The organism is Haloquadratum walsbyi J07HQW2, assembly GCF_000415985.1.
GTDB classification, from domain to species: Archaea; Halobacteriota; Halobacteria; order Halobacteriales; family Haloferacaceae; genus Haloquadratum; species Haloquadratum walsbyi_B.
Genome location: NZ_KE356561.1, coordinates 2,973,193 through 2,995,368, shown reverse-complemented (window position 1 = coordinate 2,995,368; position 22,176 = coordinate 2,973,193). Strand labels below are relative to the sequence as shown.

The window sequence follows — 22,176 nt, the reverse complement described above, 5'->3', positions numbered from 1 at the left end:
CTTATCTGCTCGTGCTAGCGACTGTCGAGATTTGTTCCAGTTTTCGGATTCGTACTGCTCTGCTTGCGAGAAAGTGAGCGGTGTCGTTTCTCAACTCGCTCACGGTCTCTCACCTCACCTCGTCTAGTCGAGCAAAAACCCGATTATCTGAATCGTGAATGAACGTGGTAACACCGAGGTCAATTCCAACGGTATCCTCTACACAAATACTGTCGGCGGCAGGTTTGTCTGGATAGTCAGCGTCGTATTCGACAACAATACTTACCGTCCAGTCGCCTGTCGCCTGTTGTCTGCTTTGTGAGGATAACTTCGGTGATGTCAGCGTTATCTGGGAGCTGTCGATGGTAGTCCAAGTCGAAATCACCAATCTGTGAGAAGTGTCCAATAGCGTGACCAGACTGACCCGTGTTAGTATCCACGTCAAAGCCAGACTGGTTATAGTTGATGCTATGCTACGATACTCTCGTGGTGCTTTCCAGTTGAGACTTGAGACGACCAACATCGAATCTACGTTCTTCGAGCGAGTCGAGAACACTGTCGCTATGTTTGATACGACGAACTGCCATTTGAAGGCATTTCGAGCACACTCCTTTCCACTCAGACCATTTGTGCTTCCATTTGGGAAGCATATTCTGCATCGTGTTGTACGATGGCTTGTTATACTCAGGTGCGGGCCTATACTCTTGTGTGAGTGCGTGGTTATGGTTATATACCTCTCGGCAGGTTTGAATAGCATTCCAAGCACTCTCAGCAGTAGTGGTGTCCTCTGGCACTGCTCGATATTTGAACGCTTCTTCGACCACTGATTTGACGTAAGGACTGCTGTTAGTTGTATTTTTGGGACAATCAGTAGACGGCTGTATCCCATCCCCTCCCTACTCACTTACCGCTTTCGCGGTTCGTTCCTTGAGGAAGGAGACTTAGCCTCGTTATTGTTAAAACGTCGTAATCATGACTGATTCTTGAACAACAACTCGAAGATCCCGTGTTCACCAAGGCGAATATGCTTATTTACTGTTGGCTGAGTGATCCCAAGTGTCGCGGCGACTTCTTCACCACTGCTCTCACGAGGCCAGTCGAAGTATCCCATTGTGTGGGCAGTCTCGATTGCTTCAAGTTGTCTGTCTGTGAGTCGTTGTTCAAGTTGGCTTCGAATTTCCTCTGGTGTTGAGCCTGTTTCATGATGCTGGCGTTGTGCTGTGAGTTCAAGTCCGGGGAATGCTTCTAATATGCGTTCAACAATCGTTCGTGTGTTCGTTTCCTGTGGAAGTTCAATAATGAGTGTTGTCTCTGCTCCTTCAGCACGGCACTGTCGAAGAATGCCACCGCACTCGGATACCAGCGATCCAAACCATGATGAACCTTGTCGCTCGATGACAACTGCATTGTCTCGTTTTGTGACGGTCTCTATATTGCCGGTGAATGTATTCTCCGCGGTCTCAACGAGGGTTGATGGAGTATCATCGAATATCGTATAATACACACTGACAGACCCATTTTGGCGTCTCACTGTTCGATCGTGACGCACGCGCCCATCAGTTTGTGTAGCAACGCGCGCAAAGGGGAGATTCATCTCATGTCCACGAAACTCTAATTCAATTGTTTCATCAGATTCAAGCGCACGCTGGCGTTCAAGTGCGGTGATCGCATACCCAGCTGAGGTACCGAGTTGTGAAAGAATATTGACTGTTCGGTCATCGAAGGCATCAGCACCGGTAGCCACAATTGTGAGGACGCCATACGTTATCCCCTCATATGAGATTGGAACCGCACAGACTGCACCGATACCTTGTCGAAGGAGGACCCGTCGCCAGGATTGCTGTCGACCGGTCTCGACGAGTCCACTGACCGCTACATCTGAGTTTGTCTGCCATGCTTCAATCGTCGGGTGATTCTCAGTCATTATATTATTTTGAGTACTGTTGTCACTTTCAGAGTCTGACAGCTCCTCTTCAACATGTAAGTATCGCTCGACTGTGTCAGTCTCAATCCCCGCTGCCGTCTGGACACTAAGTTGGTCGGTTCCGACCGGTGCTGTCGAGACCCAAGCACCACTGAACGGGTCAACATCGACAAGTTCGCTACACACTGCCTCATATGTACCTGTTCGCGATGACTGTGTGGTAATTGCCGCCTCAACTCGCTGTGTCAGTTTAGTAATTGACTCAAGTCGGCGGGCTCGTTCTGTCTGTTTATCCAGTGCTGCCCGCTGTGATTCAAGTCGCTGTTCACCCCGAAGTCTGTTGAGTGCTGCTTCAAGTGTCGCCGCAAGAATACTTGCAATATCAAGATCGATATCTGCTGACTGCCACACAACTAGAACGCCATTACGCCCGAGAGGAAGGACTGCAGCCGTCTCGAATGTGCCTATATCAAGACATGGGGTTGTCTCAAGATCGACACGCTGGACAGTTTCATCGACAAATGTTTTCCATACGGGCGATTCAGCGGCTGTGAGTGACTGTAGAGAATCAGCCGCCGGGACAGAAGTAGCAGGACCAGTGGCAATTGGATCAAGTGTTCCTGTATCATCATTATAATGATAAACAGCCGTTGCAGGCAGATCAAGCACTGATGCAGCAGCCTCAACGGCAATCTCACCGGCATCATCAACAGTGTCGGCAGTGGTCAACTCTGCTGTTGCATCATGGAACGACTCGATTCGTTTCTGCCGCTGCCGTTGGGCGGTAATGTCACGACCGACGACGACAAGACGTAATCTATCATCGTCCCACTCTGTTGGATAATAATCTGAGTGTATCCAGCGAACTGACCCATCAGGACGAATGATACGATACTCGCGGCTGTATCGATCAGCATAGTCACCAGCTTCCATCTCATCGACGATTTGTTCTTCCCAGCGACGATGTGATGTACGGTCATCTGGATGGAGTGTTTCGAAAAAACCCTCTTCATGAACTTCATGCAGTTCTGAAAGTGTTCGTCCCCAGATATCAGCATACCCCGAACTAATTATTGCACGTTCTGAGTCATCAGTTAACAGATTCCTTGGCGTCGATAAGAAAATTGCCTCATCAATTCGATCAATGATAGCTTGCAATCGACGCTCGTGCTCATGAACCTGCGCAGCTCGCTCAACGCGGTCAAGTGCGGTTGCTGCATGTCCAGCTAATACCTGTGCAGCATCGATAAGATATGATTCATATGTATCACGTTCATGATCACCTGCAATCAATAGTCCATGACTCCCGATTGGGATGGCAATAGCGGCGGTGAGTGGATTGCCTGAGCGGTGGTTTGGTGGTGAGTATGCTGTTGTCTCACCCTCGCTGAATATGCTGTATTCATCTGATTCCGTGTGGAGTATCTGTAATCCGGATATGTCTGCTATTTCACATGCCGTGTCGCTGTTGGATTTGATTGTCTCTTTAGCGGTGAAATTACGATTATCCTCACTCTCGATACCGACAGTGTATTTAGGGGCATCACCACTCGCATATAGTAAAATATCCTCAGCAATCGGCAGGTCATCACCAACCGTGTTGTCTACTATTGAGTCTCGTTCAGAAGTTGGATGAATCCAGCATGTAGTCAATGGAAGATTCAGAGCGTCACGAACTGTCTTGACAACAATCTCATGGATCGCAGCTTTTGATTCCGCATCTTGAATATCATCGATAGCACATTGAAGATTCTTAACCAATGTTTCCCGGCGTTTACGTCCTGTTATCTCCTGTGAGGTCGCAAGATAGCGGGTCTCCCCATCGATTGTCGCTGGAGACCCTTTAATGAGCATCACACGTTCGTTGCCGTCAGCATCCTCTACTACCCACTCATACTTTCTTGACGTTCCAGAATCCATGACCTGGTCAATGATTTCAGCCCCTCGCTTAATCGAGTATGAGTCATCATCAGAGGTTATCCATTCAGCAGTATTGAGGAGCGTTTCGCGATCGTATCCCAGCGTTGAACATATCGTATCATTGACCTCAACTATATCCTTCGTCTCGGGGTCATGAATACTAATTCCTGCACTTACTTTATCGAATATTTCACGGTATGTCTGCTCACTCTCACGAATCTGCTCTTTACGTTCTTTTCGGTCAGTGATGTCACGGACGCTTGCAAGAATCCGTCGACATCCTCTGATTTCAATCGCTCTAAGATGGACTTCAACGGGGAATATTTCACCATTTGATCGTTGTCCGCGCCACTCAAATAGGTTGGACTCGCCGATATCAACCTCTTTGATACGGTTTAATGCCTGATCATAGCCAAATTCAGGGTCATCCGGAAGGACAGTATCAAATGGTTTGTCCTCAAGTTCCTCTCGATCATAGCCGTACATTGAACAAAATTGCTGATTGACCTGAAGAATGTCGCCTTTTTGTGGTTCATGCAAGACAAGTCCGTCTGAGATACTTTCAAATAGCGTCTGATACGAGTTTTTGAGTTGTCGGCGTTCAGTTATGTCCTCGGCAAAACCAACATACCGATCTGGACCAACATCAGTTACAACCGGATACCCGGTCGCCAGAATCCATCTGATGTCACCGTCTGGACGACGAATACGAAATTCAAACTCATAATTATCTGCAGGATTTCCCGCACGGATTTCTTGACGCATTTCCTCAAAGTCCTCTCGAAACGTTTCGCGATCGCGAGGATCGATTCCATCGATAAACGCGGTCGTATCATCATACAGGGACTCAATACTACGACCCCAGATCTCTTCATATGCATCACTTACATATTTAATCTCTGAAAAGTCTGCATCTACCACATAGATAATCTCATCAACATTCTCAGTCACTAATTGGAATCGTCGCTTTATTCTATCAAGCTCCATTTCCTGACGTTTTCGGGCGGTGATGTCTCGTGATACCGTATATACACACCGACCATCATTATCTTTACCAGGCCAGATGTTTGTTGAGAGCCATCGTGTTGTTCCGTTTGCAGTCTCGACTTGCCATTCATGATAACTTGGATTCCATTCGTTACCAGCCTGAATGATAGCAGACTGGATATCAGAGTGAGATTCTTGTGTCTTGGTGTGGGTATAATTATCACCGCTGATATTGTCTAAGTTGGTATTACCGTTGACATCAGTCTCTGTGGTTGATGATGATACCGCGAGTTTTGATATGAGTGATTCATTATCATTCGTTTCAGAGTGATACCCAAGTATATCAACAAAAGCGTCATTGACCTTCCGAACAGCACCTGTCTCTGGATCGTGTGTGGTGGTTGGCTGGTCGAATATTTCAACGACATGTCCGGACTCAGGGTATTGCTGTCTTCTGTCAGTTATTTCTTCGCCGGTGAGTATAATAAACTGATCAGAGGGTTGAATCGGGCAAAGGGTCGCAGAAATCCATCGCGTGCTATTATCTTCACTAATCGGAGTTAATGCGAGATCGCCAGTTTGCTGCGTTTTTGACTCGGCGACTGTCGTGAGTGTCTCCGCGAGCGAATTAAAATCATCAGTAGCTGATGTGTCCCACACCGACTGAAGAGCACGACCAGAACACTGTGAGATGTCGATTGAATTATTTTCGGAACCAGCCGTGTCCTGTCTATCATCATTATGCGTAAGTAGCTCAGCAAACGCATGATTGAGTGTAGCGATAGTACCGGTCGTTACGTCAATGATGGCAGCGGGCGTACAAAGATGCTGAAACCCAATAGCTGATATTTCTGTAGATCGTGCATGAGAGGCTGATATTGAATGTGAGTCCTCAAAGACAGAATCCTGAGTGGTCTGTGATGAAGATGTAACTGATGTATCCGTCATTTCAACTGCACTTGATGACTCAGGAGCTGTATGTGGTGCAATATGAGTCGAAGTGTCAGTGGTTATGTTTAAGATGCGCGTGATGACAAGTTCCGGACGATTGAGGCATAATTCTCGAGGGAAGAATGTCGTTGCACCTGCATCAAGAGCTGTCGTCATCGTCTCAGTTGACGAATCATCCGCAAGAGCAACAATCGGGAGATCAGGATATCGCTCTCGCTGGAGTTGAATAACTGCATCATAATCCGCAGTACAGAGTGATCCGCGCTCGATAAGCAAACAATCAACCGTAGTTGTTGAATCATTATATGTTATTGCATCACTATCCAACGTATCTGAATTCAGATCTGAAGATGAAACCTGAAATGACGTTTCTGTCGATGATGAAGATGCAGATGCATCTGTGTCTATGTCGACGGTTGCTTTTGTGTCATCGCTAGGGCTGTCCTCGGTTGTGTTGGCTGAATGACCACCAGATTTGATACCGTATTCCCGTAGGTTAACTGGAAATGGGATTATTTCGATTGGGTGTCCAGTTGTATCAATCGAATTCTGTAGAGCGGTTATAATGTGTTCATCTGCAACAGTCGCAAGACGCAACGACTGAAAGCTCGGTTCCATGAATGTTTGAGGCTATATTCCTGAGAATAAAAGTCATTTCATCGACAGGATATGCAACCTATATGCTGGTGTATCATTGATATTGTGTCGTGAGATTAGTTCGGTATTTATCATATAATCCCTGTAAACATGCAGTTTGCAAATGACCTCTAAATATTGTAGGGCGGTTCTACAGATCATAAAGCGAGTGGCTTAGGATTTGACCCCAGAGCAGTTTATAGTCCGTCGTTGACGCTGGAACCTGACATCTCAGTGTATTCAATTTTATTCAACATCGGTTATAACGTCTTCAATACGTTCACGAAACTGTGTCATGCGGGCGGTGAGATCACTACACATCGCAAGTATCGGATATGTGATATCGTACTCTCGATAAAAGTATGCAGTAACATCTGTCTCTGCCTGCGATACGTTGTAAAACTCTCGCTGTTGGTGAATCGTCTCCTGACGTGTCTGTGCCGTTGATTCACAGTGATTACCGAGAATTGAGAGGCGATTATGATGCGCATCAAGCGCACCAAAGGATTGTGAATCAAAACTGACGTTCGTGAGTGCAGATACCTCTTCATCAATCGGGATTAACTGATTGGCTGCAGTTTCAATTGAATCACGTTCACGATCACATGATTCAATATGGCTTTGCCGTTCCGATTTGGCAGTCTCAATGCGGTCATGTAGTGCCTTCATAACAGTTGGTCCAAGGCATTCAGGCGTTGTGAGTGCCGTAGCAATCTCAGAGCCAAACTCCTCACAAATGCTTTCAATATAACTATCGCCATATTCGTCCGTATAGAATGAGAGATTCATGACCGTATCTTCATATGCAGACCGAATCAGATTCAGACGTGTGGTCGTCTGTGATTGTGCATACTCCTGAGGTGTTTTCATTACACCACCCGGGGTACCTGTTTGTGGATGTGATGAGCTTACCGATCGTTGATTTGATATACGCTCACCGAACGCAACAAACGCGTCATACTCTGCCTCTGTCCGGGCACGCTCATTCAGAAGTGTCTCAATAATGTCATCAAACACCTCAGTGAATGATCGATCAAAACAGATTGTTGGTGACGCCATCAATATTGAAATCATTGACGTAGAGTGTAATAACAGAATATAATTCTACTCAACTATACCATATTTACATATATACGTCTCATAAATATATATAGTATATTATATTGGAACTTGCAAGCAATAGCTGAGTATACTTATAATATAAATTGATTTACTACAATTCTGATATTTATTATGTGATAATGTATGTTAGCCGAGATTCATATGTATTTATTGAGTGTTAGAATGCTATTACAGAATCGAATAAAATAAGAACCGAATCACTCGCCGGGCGGTTCCGGTGATGAGGCTGGTGGATTTGATAGCCCAGAATCAATGATGAAAAATTAACAGATGTTGAGAGGTCAGCCACGGCATCTGAGACTCTCGCAACCGAAATTAATATGACTAGAATTCTACAGTGTTTCCACTAACTCTGACATTAAAATAAATGCTCTGGAGCGAAAACACAGAAAGTCAATACATCAAGAAGTATACTATAGAGACGTTCGGCTAATGACAGTATTCAAATAGGGGAAATAAATATATGACTCGTAAATCATTTCGCGAATCGATTGAAGAACTCCGTACGTCGGTCTTAGACACGGCTGAGTTGGTTATCGATCAACTCACCAAAGTCCTTGATTGTCTTAAGACAGGTGATAAGACGGTAGCTCAAACGGTTATTGATGCTGATGATAAAGTTAATAATCGATGTCTTGAGATTGAACAAGATTGTATTGATCTGTTCGCACTACAGCAACCACTAGCGGGAGATCTGCGTTTGATTGCGGCTTCATTTAAGATCGCTAGTGATTTAGAACGAATTGGTGATTTGGCAGTGAACTTAGCGGAATACAGCCTTGCTGCCCGGCGGTCATTCGACTTAGAGATTACCGTGGTATCAATCGGGCATGATGCGATAATGATGTTAAATGAAAGTCTCCGTGCGTATGAACACGATGATGCAGAAAAGTGTCAAGCCGTGGTGGCTGAGGATGACAACATCGATACGCTGTGTTTACGTGCTAGTGAAGCGTTGACACGTAGCTTGGTTGAGCACGCGCACAAAGAAGAAGAGAATGACGGTGAAACTGATGTATGGAATATCGAACAAATCCTTGATGATGTGACGCGATTGTTATTGACTATTAGAGATATTGAGCGGATTGCTGACCATGCAGTGAATATCAGTGCGCGTACACTATGGATGATAAACAATGATTCATCATTGATACACTAATTTGAGTCGCCCATCTCATTGTCGATCATTGGAATTCTTATGATTCAAAGATAATGAAATAAATTCAGTAGCTCTGCGACTATCGAACGAGCGTAGCTGAGGGAAATTCTATCTTTTTTAAACAAGGGTCCCGCCCTTTGCCGGACGTGAAGCCGACAACTCCAATATGCTCTACCGTCGGTTGCAGACCGAATACCGCCGTCATTGACATCCTCCCGCGCCTAAAGACGCGGGAATCCACGAAGTGGATATTCAGGTTGCGCGTTTCCTCGGGCTTGGGGTTCAGATACGCTTTCGCGTGACCCCTCAACAGTCACCGTCCAGTTGTGACCAAGGACGTGCGTTCCATCGCGTGTAGCTCTGTCACAGGAGCCTTCCACCCCACATACAGCGGGCGTCAAAAACGGCTGGTTGTTCAACCAGCGAGGTACACGGTTCGACTCGCCCGAAGCGTTAGCCCGTGCATGGTTCTCCCTCTCGTTGTGCAATGTTCTCTGAAGCATTCAAATCAGAATGGCGTTCTCGCCCACACTCCGAACATGAAAACTGATCTCCATCACGGGTTCCCATCGAACCACATGCTGAACACTGTTGGCTGGTATTGAACGGATCAATTTTCTCGACACGAATACCAGCACGTTCGGCTTTGTACATGATGAACTGTTGGAGTTGGACAAACTGCCACGAATGAACACCTGACCATGAGCTATTCTCCCGGATATCTTCGAGGTCTTCAACTTTCATCACAGGATCCTCGAACTGTTCCGCGAACGTGATAAGACGACGAGAGAGTGTGTGGTTCAAGTCCTGAATCCGACGGGTCTCTTTATTACCCACGCGGTTGCGTGCATGAAGTGCACCCGCTTTCGAAAGCGAATCGCGTAAGGACCGATATTTGCGTCGAACGTATTTCGCCTCACCACCTCACCGGACACCAGCATCGACTCACCTTCATCATAGGCAGTCACACCGAGGATGTGCCGTTCGCCAATATCAACACCGATAGGTGTCTCACCTGATGCTTCGGTATCGTACTCGATATTGACCGTGCAGAACCAGTCGTCTCCACGGCGGTAGAGCTGGAGACGAGTCTTGTCAGCATCGTCTTCAAGCAGTCGGTCTCCAGGAGCAGTGATGTCGTCGTACAGTTCAATTGGTGTATACCACCACTGGGAGACGCATGGGAAGCCGACGACGACGACTGTTCCGTTGTCGGTAGTGTCGATTCCCCAATTCTGGTTATTGACTGCGAACGGCTGGCTCTCTCGGTATTCACCTTCCCCATCTTCGCTGTGGTCAGATTTCGCTTCTCAGATAGCGTGGGTCTGAAGAGCCGAGTAAAGCGCATTCTCAATCCTGGATGTGGTCACGGTCGCGGTCACGGTCACGGATTTGTCGAAGTCGCCGTTTTCCCATCCGTCGATACAGAATTGTGTGGTGTCACGGTAGAGACGAGAGCCGTGTTGCCACTCTCTCCGCCGTGCTATCGTTGGTGTTTGTCTGATCAATTATGGGTGTCGGATTCATCCTGACGGTTAAACGGTCAGGCATTCTCCTTGTTATTCTGTAATGACGATGTATGGTTTCGATGCCATTCGATAATATTCACGCTCATTTTGCAACTACTTTATTTCACTGGCGTTCCGAGGTCGTCAGTAAACTATTGTTTTTGTTATATGCGTTTTATTAATAGACTCCCTACTCAGGAATTAGAATGTATTCCCGGTATTTTAAATCACAAAATGTGCTTGAAAATCTGTCACAACAATCGTTCACCTCATCATAGTTGATCGAGCATCTTACTGACATGAAGGTGATAATGAAGACGAAAGTACAGATTTATGTATTATTTTACGATGTTTGTCCGGGTCAACATAGATGTGAGACTCTCAGAAGTGATTTGATTGATCCCTCTTTTTTGGAGATAACTATCGATAAGGTAGTAAAGTTTATAATGATTCACCATATTGTTTACTCGCAAGGCGGGGTAGAAAATAAAATAATCTGCCCGTGCCTCACAGAAGGAGATCATAGATTACTATGGCTGACACATACGTTGGTTCAATCGACCAAGGGACGACAGGAACGCGGTTTATGGTATTCGACCACAGCGGACAGGTGGTCGCAAACGCATATGAGAAGCACGAACAGATTTACCCAAATCCAGGATGGGTTGAGCACGACCCAATCGAGATATGGGAAAACACAAAAGAAGTTGTTACCCGCGGACTTGAAGAAGCTGGTCTTGACGCCGAACAACTCGAAGCACTTGGGGTAACGAATCAGCGCGAGACAACGGTCGTTTGGGATGAAGCGTCAGGTAAACCGGTTAATAATGCACTTGTCTGGCAGGATCGCCGAACAACAGATCGCGTCGAAGAGATTCAAGAGGCTGGTAAGGTTGAGATGATCCGTGAAAAGACTGGATTAGAGTGTGATGCGTACTTCTCGGCGACAAAGACCGAGTGGATTCTCGACAACGCTGAGCCGCTGAAGATGCAGGCATCACGCGGTGGCGATGTCCGTGACCGCGCTGAGGATGGTGAGTTACTCATGGGAACGATTGACTCATGGCTTATTGAAAATCTCACCGGCAATCACATTACAGATGTCACGAATGCATCCCGGACTATGTTGTATAACATTCGTGATCTTGAATGGGATGATGAACTGCTTGAGGAGTTCAGGGTTCCACGGTCAATGTTACCAGAAGTTCGTCCATCCTCAGACGACGAATACTATGGATACACTGACCCGGATGGATTCCTTGGTGCTGAGGTACCTGTTGCTGGCGCACTTGGTGACCAGCAGGCAGCGATGTTTGGACAGACGTGCTTTGATGAGGGAGATGCCAAGAACACGTACGGTACTGGATCATTCTACCTGATGAATACAGGAACTGATGCTGTCAAATCCGATCACGGACTCTTGACGACCATTGGATTCCAGATGTCTGGAGAGCCGGTTCAGTACGCGCTCGAGGGATCGATTTTCGTCACTGGAGCAGCGATCGAGTTCCTTGAGGACGTTGATTTGATTAATAATGCCGCACAGACGGCTGAACTCGCGAGTTCAGTTGATTCAACAGACGGTGTTTACATGGTACCTGCGTTCACGGGTCTTGGTGCCCCACATTGGGACGGGCGTGCCCGCGGAACGCTCGTTGGTATGACCCGGGGAACTGAAAAAGAACATATTGTCCGAGCAACACTTGAATCAATTGGGTATCAGACCCGAGATGTTGCTGAGGCGATGGAAGCAGACTCAGGAATTGAAACAACATCACTTCGGGTCGATGGTGGTGCAGTGAAGAATAATTTCCTCTGCCAACTTCAGTCGGACATTATCCAGACTGATATTGCCCGACCAGTCGTTGATGAAACAACAGCACTTGGATCCGCATACGCTGCTGGATTGGCTGTTGGTTATTGGGATAGCGTCGACCAACTTCGTGATAACTGGCAAGTCGACCGCGAGTTCGAAGCCGAAATGGATAGCGCTGATGCAGACGAAATGTATGACCGCTGGGATGATGCGGTTGAACGGTCCCTTGATTGGGCACAGGAGGAATAACGCATATGTACGAAGCACTCCTTCAATTACCAATTATCGGGGTAGACACACCGGGGCTCATTTTCTTGCTTATTGCAGCATTCGCAGGAGGTGCCTTCGGTGCGGCACTTGGTGCACTGCCAGCATTCTGTTTCACTGGATTCGCAGTCATCGCGGGAGAAGCAGCGAATCTTGTCGGTGTTGAGGGTGCTGGGGCAAGCGTTGCTATCACCAACGCATCAGTGACAGGGACTGTTGGGTTTGGTGCGGTCTTCGGTCCGCACATTTCATTCGCTGCTGGTGCGGCAGCAGCCGCATATGCAGCAAAGAAAGACGGAGCAATGCCAGATCCGGGTGATGGCGATTATCATCCGGCGAAAGATATCGCATATGCACTTGGCACGCGACCAGATGTCCTTGCTGTTGGAGGGATATTTGGTATTATTGGTGCCGTCGGAACCCTCATATCGGCTGGACTCGCACTCCCGTGGGATCCAATCGCAATCATGGTTGTTGTATCAGCAGCGCTCCACCGAATCGCATTTGGATATCCATTGATTGGTGGTGACGATCGTAGTCTTCTTGATATGTCTCCATTCGAGAACGAAGAGATGCGCACGGCCACTGATGGTGGAGAGGTTGCAACCGACGGCGGGTACAAGCGACTCGCTGTTGAACCGTGGCTTCCGCATCAATACAAGTGGGCGAACGTTGGAATGATTGGTCTTGTTGCGGGATTGTTGGGTGGATTCATAGCACTTGAAACAGGAAGCCCGTTCCTTGGTTTCGGTATCTCAGCGGCTAGTTTAACATTCCTTAATCTAGGTGTTGAGAAGATTCCGGTAACTCATCACATGACACTACCGGCGAGTACTGCTGCGCTTGCGGTGTTCCCCGATCCAACAGGGACAACCAAGATCATTGCACTGCTTATCGGTGGTCTCTTCGGAGTATACGGCGCTCTGATCGGAGAGGTCGTCCAACGTGTGTTTTACGCTCACTCGGATACACACTTTGATCCACCAGCTGCTGCGATTGTCGTTGCTACACTGACAGTTGTAATTCTTGCAATTATTGGTATCTTCGACAGTTCAAGTTGGGTTCCGATGCTCGGAATGTAGTAAGACCACTTCTTTCATTCTTATTTGCGGATTGAGCTTGTGTCGGTGTGGTACTTTCTTAAATATACAATGGATATCAAAGCGAGAATTCGGCGACGACGAGATGATGACGCACAACCACAATTCATTCAGCGTTATGAAGCACTCTCGCCTGCCGCACATCTTGATGAACCGGTCGGTCGGGGACAACTATTGGAGCAACTGCTTGATTATTTTGATCCGGTCTTTGATGGCGGACTTCCACCGAATGGATATCTGCATGGACCGGTTGGCTCGGGAAAATCTGCTGTCATTACTGCGCTACTATCTCATCTTAGACAATTACCAGCAGAAACACGAGAGATCATTCATACGAGTACCCGCGTGCAAACGCCATCATCACCAACGTTTGTTTATGTTGATGCTCGATCTGCGACCAGCGCGTTTGAGTTTTATCGAAGTGTGTTGAACAGTCTGATTGATCAGTCAGTGCCCAAGCACGGCGTTGGAACAGATAGTCTCCGCGATCAGGTTCACACTCAGGTGCAAGGAACCCCTGGCGCTACGATTTGTATTGACCATGTCGCTGAGTCACGAAGTCTTGATGAATTGACTCTTATTGACCTCTTAGCGAGCCTTCCGAGTAATGTCAGTTGGCTCGCTGTTGGACGAGAATCGCCTGATCAAAGTCAGTTGACAGCATACACAGGAGCAGAAATTGGTGTCAGTCGGTACCGGCGACAGGTACTTGTTGACATTTTGATGAAACGGGCATCAGTGGGGCTTGCGCGACAAGGTCTTAATCATGATCTTGCGAGACAGGTCGCGAGCTGGGCTGATGGAAATGCACACAATGGGCTTGCAGTTTTGTTTTCTGCTGTCGACAGCGCTGCAGCTGCCGGAAAAGACCGACTCAGTAAGTCTGATATCGACTCAGCAATCGAGTCAGTACCTGAACCCTGCGTCTCATTGTCTGCTGTGCTCTCACTGCCAGCAAATCGACAGCAGGTGCTTCGACATCTTGTCAATCTCAGTCCGGATGAACGTGAGTCAGTGGATATGGCAACAACTGCGCTATCAACACTTGATTTATCTAAATCAACAATCAAGCGATTTCTCTATGAGATGGCTGAAGCAGGCGTCATAAAGCGCGTCCAGACAAAAGGCGAACGACAAAAGGGACGTCCGCCAAGTCGCGTTGTGCCACAGTTTCCGTCATATGTGTTTCAGCGATTATACGATTTGCGCAGGCGAGAGTAACTAAGCAATTCCAATTATTTATTCTAGTTCAATCTTTTTATCATTCTTCTAATTTCTGATTGTGAATACAATATATTTCCGACGTATGTCATAAGTTCTATCAATACAGACTAACCCCTCGTTGTAAAAAACTATATTAGTAGTTCGTGCGGTGATATATTCAAATAAAGCAATTCAGTGACCCAAAAAATAGATTTATTATAACACGTTGATTATTTTAATCGTTAGCTAGATATAATCAGCAATAGCGAGATAATCTCGGATGAATATAATAAGTGAGGGTGCTAACACAGCAACAGCGAGCAGTTCAATGAGATGAGCACTGACAACTGGGGAAAGCGCAAGCGTAATGAACGCCATTTGAAGTCCGGCAAGTGGCCGCCGGACCGAACTCGGTGGAAGTGGTCGGACATCGAGTCCACGACGATGGCGATGGCTCTGACCAAGTTTAAACAAATACTGCGTCACTGGTAGTAATAAATACCATCCGGGGAGTTGCCCCCAGAGAATGGCGACAACCGGCGCAATTAAAAATCCAAGTGAATCGAATGCAAGGTCAAGTTTCGCGCCAAGAACCGTCTGCCTGTCTGCCGTGCGTGCAAGTGATCCATCAACAAAATCAAGTGCACTGCCTGCACCGTACAGAAGTGATGGAAGCCACGCGATACTGTATGCAGGTGTAACTCCAGCAAACCCAGCTAATGTAGCAAAAAGTGCCCCCCGAGCGACCGTCACCGCGTTAGGCAGACCAAGGAATTCATATGATTCGATTTCACTCGTCTTATCACCGTTATTATGTTCAGTATTTGTTGTATGTGTAGCCTCTGGGTTGCGAGTATTATCGCCGGTACTGGTAGGCGGATGGTTCGACTCAAGATGCCGATAACAGTACCATAGCTCAGTTATAGCTACGATTCCAGCAAGCAGTATCCATCGAACGAAATCTAAGCTTAATGATACAGCTGCGAATGAGTCTGGAACCTGATTGACTTGCAGTTCACTAGCAACAAAACATGCCGTGACGCCAACAGAGATAATTACGACAGCAGTTGCGGTAACCCGTGGCTTTCTTAAATAAAGAACCGACGTAGTGATAGGGAAATTCGTATCTCTCATCGCTCAAACTCTGTGTCTGCAAGTGTCTGAAGCATATTTCGGTCCTCATCGGTGAGTTGGACATTCGCCGCTGCGAGATTTGCTGTAATATGTTCTGGTGTTGTGCTTGCAGGAATCGGAATAACACCCCTATCGACATGATATGATATTGCAATAGCCGCCGGTGAGACATCATGCGCATCTCCAATAGTTTCTAATACCGGTTCTGCGAGCAGTCCGGGAGCGGATAGCGGTGAGTGAGCAATCACCCGAATACCATGGTCATGGCATTTGTTAATAAGTTCAGCTTGCGGTCGATAAGGATGGGATTCAATTTGGACAATTGCTGGGGGAATCGATGCAATATCAAGAATCTCCTGAAGCTGTGCGGCGGAGACATTACAAATGCCAATTGTGCGTGTGAGTCCACGGCTGCAGACTTTTTCAAGCCGCTGCCATGCAGATTTAATTGAGACATCAGCATGAGCGCGGTCACCAGATGCGTCAGTCGGGAACGTTATTTGCTCTTGCTGTTCTGGTGGTAGAGTTGCGAGCTTTGATATCGGTCCCTGATACTCCCAAGCATCCGGCCAGTGAAGAAGATATGAATCAAGCGTGTCAATACCAAGTTCTGAAAGTGTTCCTTCACAAGCCTCTGCGATATGTGCATGGTTTGTATTCCAGACCTTACTCATTAATACGAGTTGCTCACGAGAGGGTGTCCCTGGCGTCTCGAGTAGTGATCCAATGCGATGCTCATTACCGTACAGTTCTGCCATATCAAATAACCGATAACCCGCATCAAGTGCTGTTGCAATAGAATCGATACGGTTGATATAATTTCCATCACGGTATCGTGAGCACCCAAAGCCAACCGATGGTAGTCGGTGACTATGATGTCGCTGTGGGGTTAGTTTAGCGGGTTTTGATCCAGTATGTGGTCTGTATGTGTCCTGTTGAAGTGTTCGTGACGATCGGATATGATCATGCTCGGAGTCGGTAAGTCTCGTTTCTGGCACGGAAAGTGATACAGATACATCATTCGCAGCGGCGTATTCGATTGCGTTACAAACGCGAACAATATGTGCCCCACGCTGACCACCTGTCACTGGTCGATTTCCGTGCTTGATTGCCTGTGCAAAACGTGCTGGTCCGGCAATATGTGAATGATTCTGTGATGATGTGACCGGTGGTGAGGCAACATATGATCGACCGTGACCACCGACGCTGACGCTTTGTGGAGTGGCTGTCAGTGCACCGGAATCGCTGAGATACACTGAACCACCATCGCCGTGCAATTCAAGCGAATTAAATTCACGGCTCCGATGTGGGGTGTAGAAACTTGCTGTGAGTCTAATGACTGGACCAGCAGCAAGTGTCAACGTTGCCTCAATATGAGCAGGGCGTTCAGGTGCCGATTCGGCGTGTGACGGATAGATATCGACCGTGTCCGCAACTCGAACTGACTCAATAGGACCAAACCACGCGGTAAGCAATGTGAGTGGATATACAGCACCGTCATATAATGGACCGACGGCGAGAAACGATCCTGGATCATCATGCCATTCTGTAACACGACCTACGTGGGCATGAGCGTACACAACGCGGATTGGATTCAATTGATCATCAGAAAGGAGTGATTCAACATGTCGTTGTGCACGACCGTGATGATTGACGGGGGCACAATCAAGCCCAACTCCGCGTTGTTTAGCTAAATCGACAAGGGCTGCTGCAGTGTCAGCGTCTAGTGCGAGTGGTTTCTCAGTAAATACATGTCGATTAGCGTTCAGACATTGACGCGTGATACTTGCGTGTGCTTGATGACTTGTGAGATTCACAATAAGCGGCGCTGACTCGGCTGCCAACAATGATTCAACATCAGTGTATGCGGTCGTATCAGTTACTTCTGCAAGGTGTCTTGCGCGGGCACTGTCGTGATCACAGACTGCTGTTAGCTCGAGAGAAGTCGAATCAAGGGTATCGAGATAGTGCTCAACGACGGCACCAGCACCGATAAACGCACACTGCATTTAATATAATTTAGACGGAGGTGGTAAAAAGGAGCGCGGACGTTATTTGTTCTTAATTGTAGATGTATTTATGACATATCTTCATAAATGTGAAGAACTGTGTTATCAATAATCGCTGATATAGTGATGTTTTGTGTAGTATGAGCCGCCTGAGAGTGCTTTTGATAGGATATCTTTCTTGATCTCATGAATACAATTGAAGCATCTGTTATCTATTATATGAGCTGTGATTATACTCTTGTATCAATCTGATCATTACATAAAAACATAATTGAGAGAGTGAATCTTCAAATAGCGATATGCATTTTTATCCGGCATCACCAAGTGATATACATATCCTGGATAAAATATGAGTATGGCGGAGATTGCCGTCCTCCACAATACGCTTGACTTTCATGGCGGCGCAGATGCAGTTTGTCTAGCAGTTTGTGATGCGTTACAGGAATCTCATGCGGTTTCGTTGATCACATGCTCCGTAACGAGTCCAGCAACGCTTGCAGATCGATTCGATATTGATCTTGACACTGATGCGTTGGATATTGTGACGCCGCCAGGAGGGACACTGTTTGCTCGCGCACTTGCAGGGGCTGCCCCAGTTGTTGGGTCACAACTACCGTTCAGAAGTGCCGTACTGAGACAGTTTTTTCTTCAGATTGCAGATCAGTATGATGTTGCAGTAAGCACAGCAAACGAATTTTCATTACCACTTCCCTCTGTGCAGTATATTCACTATCCGCAATTTCGTGCCAACATGGATGCGAAAACCGTAGTTGATGATTATATTCAAACAGAGTCTGACTCACAATCTCAACAGCATGTTGATATCGCATCATCATCCACTCACTCTGAATCTCCAGGGCTGAGAGTAAAGAATGCAGATCAGATCGCGAACACGACTCAAACGCAACTTACCGAGACGAGAGAACAAGGAGACGTTATTCGGGATAACTGCGTCGAGGATATAGAATATGATAATCCCAACAGTGACGACGCTGGTAATACTGGCTATCTAAATCAGATATGGACACGACTGGCTGCCCCTGATGATAAGGCAACTGTCTCGGATTCCACAGAGTCTGCTTCGACGACCTTTCTTACAAATTCAACCTGGACGGCTTCCGTCGTTACAAACAGGTACAATATAAACCCAGTCGTTTGTCATCCACCGGTGGATCCGATATACAATGACTCTTCTTGGGGTGAACGGGAGAATGGCGTCGTTGTTGTTGGTCGATTAGCACCGGACAAACGCCCGTTAGACGCGATTTCAATCGTTGATGCGATCCGAGCTCATGGACGTGATTTACATCTTCATATTGTTGGTACTGCACCTGATGCATATCGTGATTATGCAAGGACGATTACCACGGAAGCAGCGAATCGATCGTATGTGAGCGTTGAAGAAGATGTTCCACGAAGCCGATTAGAGACACTTCTTTGCACACATAAATACGGACTAAATCTGAAGCCACGAGAGCACTTTGGTCTCTCTGTTGCTGAGTACGTCGCTGCAGGAATGGTTGCATTTGCCCCAGCTAGTGGGGGTCAAGTCGATGTGCTTGATGGACAGAGTAATCGGTTATTTGAATCATTTGAAGATGCTGTATATAAAATTGATACAGCAATTACGACGGATGAGCGTCCGCAGCTGCCACGAGACCGGTTTAATCGCGACCGATTTGATGAAAGCATCGTCTCTCATGTTGAGCAGATGATATCACGGTGACTGGTGCACTATTTATTTTCTCAGATAAGTGAACTTGATGTAATTAAGTAATACGGTTAGTGGTAAATACGTGATTCAGGTTTAATCTGATATTATTGTATCATGTCACATGACAATTTAATCCAATTCACAGATAATTCGACTTAGTTGATATGACCTTCAGTCCGGAGCTGTTCAGCATCCTGTTCTGAGTAACGCCATTCAATATTTGCTTTTTCATCCTGCCATGCCCATGGTTCAACAAGGACGACATCACCCTCATTGATCCATGTTCGGTATTTCATTCGTCCAGGGATCCGACCCATACGGTTTTCGCCGTCTTGACAACGAACACGGACATGATTACCGCCATTGTGTTCGACGACAACCGCAAACATCTCATCATCGCTCGGCATCCGGAGATTTCGACGCCCTGATTCTTCACTCATAATATATTTTTGATAGGCATGGGGAAAAGTCGTCCGCTGTGATGATAACTATCATTTCTCAAGTTGTTTATGTATTTATCGCAAGCGAATTCTCCGAGTCAGTTGGGTTTGTCTGATTGATCTTGGAATAGAGTATAGCATACATAGTCGTAATTACACAGTTGTGTCGTTGCCACAAATAACGCCTAAGCGACTGATACTGCCCGATAACGGTCGGTTTGTGCGCCATTCGCACAAGTCTTTTATTAGCACAAATGATACATTAAAAATAACGAATGCCCGCTCCGATGTCGGAACAACTTCGTCAGGATATGCAATGTGAGAGTCTGTTGGAGTGTTTTCACGGACTCAAACGGCTCGATAAGCAGTGCTTTCGGATATTGACTCAAGCTGAAGAGCCATTAACTGTGGATGAAATTGCTGAAATCGTAAACCGAGAGCGGTCTACTGCCTATCGGTCAATCCAGCGACTTCTCCAAGCTGGTTTCATTAAAAAAGAACAGATCAATTATGACCAAGGTGGATATTATCACGTTTATTCAGCAACTAGCCCAGATGAAATCGCAAATGGAATGCAGCGGTTGCTGAATGACTGGTATGCGCAGATGGGGCAATTGATTCGTGAATTTGAAGAAAAGTATGCAGAAGCAAAGAGCAGTCAATCGACCCCGGATTCTGGACCTGGCTCTGAATTCGATTCCGATCCGAATCAGGGATCTGAGTCTGGCTCTGATCCAAACGCCGAAACAGAAGTTACCGCTGAGCATTGACATCCACCCACGACTGAACTCGTGGGATTCCTCTCGTTGGAGTCTCAGTCGGTCCGAGATACTCCGAGAGCGACATTCCCGTTCCCGCTCGAAGCGTGACTCTATTCTGGGTTGTGTATTCCTCGTTGGTCGTTGTCTCTATAAGCGAGGGCGGGCTATGGTTTTCCCGCCAATTATGTTTGTCCCAGTTGAGGTACACGGCATGGACCGTGCCATCGACCCAACCGTGGTGTTCTGCTGTCTCAGGAACGACTCTGACGCTCCCAAGTCAGCATGTCCCTCACCTCAAACCCGCACGGGCACCCAACGCCAGCGAGTCCTCGTGACGAATCGTCTCTTCGTGTGTGTCACAGTCACAGTCGGGACACATTTGACTCGTCCACGCTTCGGGTTCTTTCTCGACCGTGATACCGTATTCTTCGTATACGTCTTCGAGACGGTCGATGAACCGACGAAACGCCCAGAAGTCGTGTGTTTTCTCGGTCACAACGGGCGACCAGTGCGTCGAGAGAACAGACTTGATGTCACCACCGTATATTGTCGCAACTCCCTCGTCGTGTCGTAGAGTCGTTCCACGAGGTCACGAACAAGGCAGTCTTGGGCGTGATTGCGTCGGATAGTGCGTTTGCGGTACAAGCAGTCGATGCGCTCGCTGGACTCGCGCTGGTTTTCGAAGAGTGACTGGTAGTATGCGGTGCGTTCGGTGGTTTCACGGAATTTCTCGAACAGGGTGCGTCCTTCGGAGAGTAGAGGTATTGAGTGCCGGTTGAGATGGTGCAAGCGATGAGGTTGTTCGCACCACCGTCCAGAGCGGCTTCTTCAGAAGCCAGTGCCAGCGGTGAGTCCAGTCGAGAATCGGCGATGGTGACTGGTGACTGGTGACTGGTTGGAAAGCCCTGAACATGTCTGCGGTTTTGTCGTGTCCAATCTCGCGCTGGCTCTGCTCGCCGCGCCACTTCGGGTATCCCGATATGTCAACACGAAGGCGCTGATTCCGATTCAACCCGAGTTCGTTTTTGAGTTCGGGTCCAATCGGAACTTCAAGACGGGATCGATTCCCGTACTCAATGGTGTACTGGTCGGTACGGACATACGTGCGAAGCACTGCATTCGTCCGTCGTCTTCGGTGCCCCAGTCCAGTATCCCGGCGGTGATGGTTTGTCTTGGAGTTTTCCAGCGTGATACTTTGTATTACTGGCGAAAAAAGACCGCCACGCTTTCGAGTTCTTGCGAATGATTTGCTGGGCGACACTACTCTACTGCTGAGAACGGCTTTGGAGTTGCCTTCGAGACTACCTGTGTCGGCGTCCCAGACGTTTTTATTTTCAAGGAAGTGTTGATGTGGCGTCGAGCGTAGTTTGTCTCGTTCCAGAGACTCCCAGTCACAGTCCCAGAAGCGTCCAACCACTGAACAAACACCTCACGCTCTGTGACGGAGCGTGGGCGAACGGTGAATTGGTTGGCTCGGGTCATTATCAGAGGCGACGAAGTATTTGTTTATAACCGTATGGTATGGATTGGATAGTATGGGAGAGTC

Annotated in this window: 12 protein-coding genes and 3 pseudogenes; 6 read left to right on the top strand and 9 right to left on the bottom strand. The window is 47.2% G+C overall.

What is annotated here, in order from left to right:
- Positions 1-109 precede the first annotated feature (109 nt).
- The 3 genes from J07HQW2_RS18950 to J07HQW2_RS14055 form a co-directional block, all read right to left on the bottom strand.
- A complete protein-coding gene (locus J07HQW2_RS18950) occupies positions 110-364 on the bottom strand; it encodes a hypothetical protein (protein WP_303704174.1) in 255 nt (84 codons plus the stop codon).
- A gap of 585 nt (positions 365-949) precedes the next feature.
- Complete coding sequence (locus tag J07HQW2_RS14060) at positions 950-6,379, bottom strand: PAS domain S-box protein (protein ID WP_021056250.1); 5,430 nt, start codon at positions 6,377-6,379, stop codon at positions 950-952.
- A 264-nt stretch (positions 6,380-6,643) separates the two neighbouring features.
- A complete protein-coding gene (locus tag J07HQW2_RS14055) occupies positions 6,644-7,471 on the bottom strand; it encodes a DUF7260 family protein (protein WP_303704172.1) in 828 nt (275 codons plus the stop codon).
- A gap of 511 nt (positions 7,472-7,982) precedes the next feature.
- On the opposite strand from J07HQW2_RS14055, the gene phoU reads away from it, so the two are divergent.
- A complete protein-coding gene (phoU, locus tag J07HQW2_RS14050) occupies positions 7,983-8,678 on the top strand; it encodes a phosphate signaling complex protein PhoU (protein ID WP_021056248.1) in 696 nt (231 codons plus the stop codon).
- A gap of 221 nt (positions 8,679-8,899) precedes the next feature.
- On the opposite strand, the gene J07HQW2_RS18945 is transcribed toward phoU, so the two are convergent.
- Both J07HQW2_RS18945 and J07HQW2_RS19640 read right to left on the bottom strand, forming a co-directional pair.
- Entirely contained in the window at positions 8,900-9,058 is a 159-nt protein-coding gene (locus tag J07HQW2_RS18945; protein ID WP_303704171.1) for a hypothetical protein, read from the bottom strand.
- Positions 9,059-9,131: 73 nt separating this feature from the next.
- Positions 9,132-10,186, bottom strand: a pseudogene (locus J07HQW2_RS19640) (RNA-guided endonuclease TnpB family protein).
- A 532-nt stretch (positions 10,187-10,718) separates the two neighbouring features.
- Between J07HQW2_RS19640 and glpK the strand changes: the two are divergent.
- The 3 genes from glpK to J07HQW2_RS14030 all read left to right on the top strand — a co-directional run bounded on the left by glpK (position 10,719) and on the right by J07HQW2_RS14030 (position 14,590).
- Positions 10,719-12,251: a glycerol kinase GlpK gene (gene glpK / locus J07HQW2_RS14040; protein ID WP_021056245.1), complete on the top strand. Its 1,533-nt coding sequence runs from the start codon at positions 10,719-10,721 to the stop codon at positions 12,249-12,251.
- A gap of 5 nt (positions 12,252-12,256) precedes the next feature.
- Positions 12,257-13,351, top strand: coding sequence for a DUF7973 family transport facilitator (locus tag J07HQW2_RS14035; RefSeq protein WP_021056244.1), 1,095 nt, complete (start codon positions 12,257-12,259; stop codon positions 13,349-13,351).
- 69 nt (positions 13,352-13,420) lie between these two features.
- Positions 13,421-14,590: a Cdc6/Cdc18 family protein gene (locus J07HQW2_RS14030; protein WP_021056243.1), complete on the top strand. Its 1,170-nt coding sequence runs from the start codon at positions 13,421-13,423 to the stop codon at positions 14,588-14,590.
- Positions 14,591-14,818: 228 nt separating this feature from the next.
- Here J07HQW2_RS14030 and J07HQW2_RS14025 read toward each other — a convergent pair whose 3' ends face one another.
- Positions 14,819-15,706, bottom strand: a complete 888-nt coding sequence (locus J07HQW2_RS14025) for a CDP-alcohol phosphatidyltransferase family protein (protein ID WP_021056242.1) — start codon at positions 15,704-15,706, stop codon at positions 14,819-14,821.
- Complete coding sequence (locus J07HQW2_RS14020; RefSeq protein WP_021056241.1) at positions 15,703-17,715, bottom strand: aldo/keto reductase; 2,013 nt, start codon at positions 17,713-17,715, stop codon at positions 15,703-15,705. The genes J07HQW2_RS14025 and J07HQW2_RS14020 overlap by 4 nt, the downstream gene beginning before the upstream one ends.
- 355 nt (positions 17,716-18,070) lie before the next feature.
- Here J07HQW2_RS14020 and J07HQW2_RS14015 point away from each other — a divergent pair, with 355 nt between their 5' ends.
- Positions 18,071-19,441, top strand: coding sequence for a glycosyltransferase (locus J07HQW2_RS14015; protein WP_048075314.1), 1,371 nt, complete (start codon positions 18,071-18,073; stop codon positions 19,439-19,441).
- Positions 19,442-19,584: 143 nt separating this feature from the next.
- Here J07HQW2_RS14015 and J07HQW2_RS14010 read toward each other — a convergent pair whose 3' ends face one another.
- On the bottom strand, positions 19,585-19,869 hold the full coding sequence (locus J07HQW2_RS14010; protein ID WP_021056239.1) for a translation initiation factor eIF-1A: 285 nt from the start codon (positions 19,867-19,869) through the stop codon (positions 19,585-19,587).
- Between the two features lie 275 nt (positions 19,870-20,144).
- Between J07HQW2_RS14010 and J07HQW2_RS14005 the strand changes: the two are divergent.
- Positions 20,145-20,546: pseudogene (locus J07HQW2_RS14005) on the top strand (helix-turn-helix domain-containing protein); the annotation flags it as partial.
- 193 nt (positions 20,547-20,739) lie between these two features.
- Here J07HQW2_RS14005 and J07HQW2_RS14000 read toward each other — a convergent pair.
- Positions 20,740-22,112, bottom strand: a pseudogene (locus J07HQW2_RS14000) (transposase); the annotation flags it as partial.
- Between the last annotated feature and the right edge of the window lie 64 nt (positions 22,113-22,176).